The organism is Pseudomonadota bacterium (genome assembly GCA_030775045.1).
Lineage (GTDB): Bacteria > Pseudomonadota > Alphaproteobacteria > JALYJY01 > JALYJY01 > JALYJY01.
In genome coordinates this window covers 4665-9395 of sequence record JALYJY010000071.1, presented here as the reverse complement: position 1 = coordinate 9395, position 4731 = coordinate 4665, and the positions used below count along the sequence as shown (strand labels likewise).

Genomic DNA, 4731 nt, shown 5'->3' with positions numbered 1-4731 from the left:
CATACCCATGGTCAGATCCTTTCCGACAGCCAGATGGCTGTGCGTGAGGCGGTTTTGATAGCCACGCTGAGCAGACGGTACGCGGGTGTTTTTTCTGCCTCATGCTCAAGGCCGATGTCCCGGTGTTCCAGTTCCTCGGCCCGGAATTTCTCGATATTCGCCCGCAGTTCTGCCTCATCGGGGGGCAGCTGCTCCAGCTGGCGGCGATAGTGCTCGTCGATCACCTCTTCCACCGCCACCGTGCAGGCCATTGCGGCCCGGGTGCCCATCAGGGCCGTTGCAGCGCCCAGGGCATAGCCGGCCACGTGCCACAGGGGGCTGAGCGCCGTGGGCCGCACCCGGCGCCGGACGATCATGTCCTCAAAGGCTTTCAGGTGGTGCTGTTCCTGCTGTGCCATATGCTCCAGTACCGGGGCGACCGGGCTTTTGCCCAGAACCGCCAGCTGGCCCTCATAGATCCGTTTTGCCCCGTATTCCCCGGCGTGGTTGACGCGGATCATGCGGTCGACCCGCTGTTGGGCCGGCGGAGTGTTACCCGGAAGACCGGGCAGGGTATCAGGAATGTGCGTGCCCATCAGGCTTTGCCTTTCCATGCACCGGTCAGAGCCACGAGGCCCAGCAGCAGGGAGATCAGGCCATTATAGCCGGCCATGGAAATGCCGAACAGGGACCAGGCCACGGTGTCACAGCGGACCATGGGAGCGGTACGGATCCGGTTGACAAGCTCTTCCAGTGATACGGATTTTGCCAGGCCGCCACCACAGCTGGCCGTTCCGGCCCACCAGTGCTGTTCCACGCCCACGTGGAACAGGGCAATCCCCGCACCTGCCAGCAGGACCAGGCCCATCAGGATCAGGGTCTTCCGGTGGGGGGCCGATTGGCCCAGCCACAGGCTGAGAGCCCCAAGGACAGCCACAACACCGTGGGGCCAGCGCTGCCACAGGCACAGGGCGCAGGGGTGAAGGCCACCTTGGTGCTGGGATGCCAGTGCGGCGCCCAGCATCAGGGCCGACGCCAGCGCCAGAAGCAGGACCAGGGTGCGGTGGGGGGGGAGGGAGAATTTCATGGCTGATTTTTGTTATGCTTTCAGTGCCTGGTGATACTGTGACCGCAACAGTCTATCATTCTGTTATGGAGCTTGTCATGTCTGTCCGACCACGACTTGTCGGCATGTCTGTTATTGCGTGTCTTCATGAAATGGCGTTGCGGAACCCGCAGGCATTTGAGGCATATCAGATAGCGGGATTGATTTCCTGTTACAGAAAGGATTTTGCCGATCTGGTTAAAGAAAGAGACTATTTCTTCCCGCACTTTGAATGCCTTTGGCAGGCAGGAATTCTGTACGGCCAGGGACGGATATGGCAACCTCTTCCGAAAGGGCAGGCATCATCTGGCATCAGGATTTCTGAGGACGTCCGATTGATGGAGACTGCTTCAGGTCCAGAGATTTATCGGGCCCGCTGGCTCAATATTGATACAGGCAGATGGATGCGAGTGGAAAAAGGACAGCTGATTACTGTTCCTGATGTTGTTCTGGGAATTGGAGATGACCTTGCGAAGGTTGTGTTGGAACCTGACAGCAATGTTCCCGCTGGACTGCATGTTGTCATCCAGAGGCTGGATCGCCATACAGGTGAGGTTCTGGAAGAATACTCCAGCGCAATCCGGGGCAGGCGTGAGGTAAAGCCTGAAGCACCAGGAGGTACTGCGCCAGGGGCCTGAAGGATGTTTGCCTCATGGTTCGACAGGCTCACCATGAGGCTTCACCACCTCCTCACCCTGAGCCTGTCGAAGGGTGAGGAAACACATTTCTCCTTGAAGCCTGTCTTCCCGGTTTCTATCCTTGGCCCATGATTGTTCTGGGTATTGAATCGAGCTGTGACGAGACGGCAGCGGCGGTTGTGGACAGCGACCGTACCATCCGCTCGAACCTTGTGCTGTCCCAGCTGAAGAACCACAGGCCCTTTGGTGGCGTGGTGCCCGAGCTGGCGGCCCGGGCCCATCTGGATCATCTGGACTCCCTGATCCTGCGCAGTCTGGACGAGGCGGGTGTGACCCTGAATGACCTGTCGGCGGTGGCTGTGACAGGCGGACCCGGCCTGATCGGTGGGGTTATGGTGGGCGTCATGGCGGCCAAGGCCATTGCCGTCGCCCGGAACCTGCCGCTCATTGCCGTGAACCATCTGGAAGGCCACGCCCTGAGCCCTCGGCTGTCCGACAATGTGGGCTATCCGTTTCTGCTGCTGCTGGTGTCCGGCGGGCACTGCCAGCTTTTGGCAGTGGAAGGCGTGGGACGCTATTGCCGTCTGGGCACCACCATCGACGATGCGGTGGGGGAATGCTTTGACAAGGTGGCGAAGATGCTGGGGCTGGGCTATCCCGGCGGGCCTCTGGTGGAAAAGGCTGCTACACAGGCAAAGGATCCCGGGCGCTTTGACCTGCCGCGGCCCATGAAGGGGCGGCCGGATTGCCATTTTTCCTTTTCGGGCCTGAAGACAGCGGTGCGCCAGCGCCTGCCATCCAGGCCGTACGGTTCCCTGGATCCGCAGGATGTGGCGGATATGGCGGCGGCCTTCCAGCAGGCGGTCAGCGAATCCCTGGTGGACCGCTGCGCCCGGGCCATGCAGATGTTCCGGCAGATGTATCCGCAGGGGAAAACCCTGGTGGTGGCTGGCGGCGTGGCGGCCAACCAGACTGTCCGTGCCGCTCTGGCCGCCCTGGCGCAGGATCGTGGATTTGAATTTGTGGCGCCGCCTCTGGCCCTGTGTGGGGATAACGCGGCCATGATTGCCTGGGCGGGGATCGAGCGCTTCCAGGCTGGCTGGACAGACGGGCTGGATTTTGCGCCCCGTCCGCGCTGGCCGCTGGATCCGGACGCTCCACCAGCCACGGGAGCAGGAGTAAAAGCATAGACCTCCTCCATAACCCTACTGCGGTGGGTGATTGTTACGTCACTGCGATCCTCGAATCCTCATGTACTATTGTGTACACTCCGGTTCTGCGGTCCTCGTTCCTTACACCCGCACCGCAGCGGGTTCTGCAAGAGGTCTCATGAATTTTCAGACCATCGGGATTGTGGCGCCTGGCGCCTGGGGAACGGCACTGGCGCTGGCCATCGCACGGGCTGGACGCGATGTGCTGTTGTGGGCGCGGGACCCGGACCTGGTGAGGCAGATGCAGACCCGCCGGGAAAATACCCGCTATCTGCCGGGGATCCCGCTGGAGGGACGTATTCGCATAACGGACAGCCTGAAGGATCTGGCTGGCGCTGATGTTGTGCTTCTGGTCACGCCGGCCCAGGTGGTGCGTGAGACATGCCGCGCCCTGCGTCCTGTTCTGGCAGACACTGTGCCTGTTATTCTCTGCGCCAAGGGGATTGAGCTTGGCACGGGCAAGCTGTTGTCCGAAGTGACGGCAGAGGAACTTTCCGGCCATTCCGTGGCGACCCTGTCCGGGCCCACTTTTGCCACAGAAGTGGCCCGTGGACTGCCCACAGCCGTTACGCTGGCCTGCGCCGATCCGGCACTGGGGCAGGCTCTGGCGGCCGCACTGGGAAGCCCCGTGTTCCGGCCCTATGTATGTACGGATGTCATTGGCGCCGAAGTGGGTGGTGCTGTGAAAAACGTGCTGGCCATCGCCAGCGGTATTGTGGAAGGGAAGGGGCTGGGGGAAAATGCCCGTGCGGCCCTGATTACCCGCGGCCTGTCGGAAATCACCCGGCTGGCCACAGCGCTGGGCGGCAGGGCCGAGACCATGATGGGTCTGTCGGGCTTTGGCGACATCATCCTGACCTGCACCAGCCGCAAGTCCCGCAACATGTCGCTGGGTTATGAGATCGGCCAGGGAAAGCCCCTGAAAGAGATCATGGCCGGGCGCCAGGGTGTGGTGGAGGGCCTGCCCACCGCCGGGGCTGTGATGGCCCTGGCGCAGCGGCTGGGGATCGACATGCCCATCTGCGCCGCTGTTGACACCATTCTCAATCACGGGGCCCGGGTGGACGAGACCATCCGGATCCTGCTGACTAGGCCTTTCCGGCATGAATAACCGTCCGCTGAAACGGCTTGTGCACGTATTCAATGTTCCCTGGGCGCTGGTGTTCATCCGGGGCCAGGCGGCGATGCTGAGGGCCCGGGGTGTGGACGTGCACGTGGTGACCTCTCCCGGACAGCAGCTGTATGACTTTACAGCCCGGGAAGGCATTACGCCCCACGCTGTGCCTATCGAGCGGCGGATTGCACCATTTACTGATCTGAAATCCCTGTGGCAGCTATGGCGCCTGTTCCGCCGCCTGAAGCCCGATGTGGTGCATACCCACACGCCCAAGGGCGGCCTTCTGGGCACGCTGTCGGCCCGGCTGGCCGGCGTGCCGCGGGTGATCTATCACATTCATGGCTTTCCCTTTGTGACCCAGCGCGGGTGGAAGCGGTTTGTCCTGAAGATGGCCGAACGGATTTCCTGTCGCACAGCCCACCGGGTCCTGTGCGTCAGCCGCTCCTTGCGTGGGGAGGCGGAAAAGGAGGGGATTTATCCTGCCCGTCGGATCGAGGTGCCTCTGAATGGCAGCATCGGCGGCGTGGATACGGACGGGCTGTTCAATCCGGAACGGCTGCCGGCCGGGGAGAGGCAGAGGATCCGCAGCGCGCTGGGTCTGGCTCCGGATGATCCGGTGATCGGGTTTGTGGGCCGCCTGAGTCACGACAAAGGTATGGCAGAACTGGCGGGTGCCTGGTC

The 4731-nt window shown here is 62.1% G+C and carries 6 protein-coding genes; 4 read left to right on the top strand and 2 right to left on the bottom strand.

What is annotated here, in order from left to right; translation table 11 throughout:
* Positions 1 to 11: 11 nt before the first annotated feature.
* Both M3O22_06935 and M3O22_06930 read right to left on the bottom strand, forming a co-directional pair.
* Complete coding sequence (locus M3O22_06935) at positions 12 to 575, bottom strand: demethoxyubiquinone hydroxylase family protein (GenBank protein MDP9196480.1); 564 nt, start codon at positions 573 to 575, stop codon at positions 12 to 14.
* The gene (locus M3O22_06930; protein ID MDP9196479.1) at positions 575 to 1066 is read right to left on the bottom strand and encodes a disulfide bond formation protein B; all 492 of its coding nucleotides are present in this window, start codon (positions 1064 to 1066) and stop codon (positions 575 to 577) included. Before M3O22_06930 ends, M3O22_06935 begins: the two co-directional genes overlap by 1 nt.
* 77 nt (positions 1067 to 1143) lie before the next feature.
* Here M3O22_06930 and M3O22_06925 point away from each other — a divergent pair, with 77 nt between their 5' ends.
* The 4 genes from M3O22_06925 to M3O22_06910 all read left to right on the top strand — a co-directional run.
* Positions 1144 to 1722 carry a hypothetical protein gene (locus M3O22_06925; protein ID MDP9196478.1) on the top strand — a complete coding sequence of 193 codons (579 nt, stop codon included), beginning with the start codon at positions 1144 to 1146 and terminating at the stop codon, positions 1720 to 1722.
* Positions 1723 to 1850: 128 nt separating this feature from the next.
* The gene (gene tsaD / locus M3O22_06920; protein MDP9196477.1) at positions 1851 to 2912 is read left to right on the top strand and encodes a tRNA (adenosine(37)-N6)-threonylcarbamoyltransferase complex transferase subunit TsaD; all 1062 of its coding nucleotides are present in this window, start codon (positions 1851 to 1853) and stop codon (positions 2910 to 2912) included.
* A 139-nt stretch (positions 2913 to 3051) separates the two neighbouring features.
* A complete protein-coding gene (locus tag M3O22_06915; GenBank protein MDP9196476.1) occupies positions 3052 to 4044 on the top strand; it encodes an NAD(P)-dependent glycerol-3-phosphate dehydrogenase in 993 nt (330 codons plus the stop codon).
* Positions 4037 to 4731: glycosyltransferase (locus M3O22_06910; protein MDP9196475.1), on the top strand; the 695-nt coding region annotated here is incomplete at its 3' end. The genes M3O22_06915 and M3O22_06910, both read left to right, overlap by 8 nt.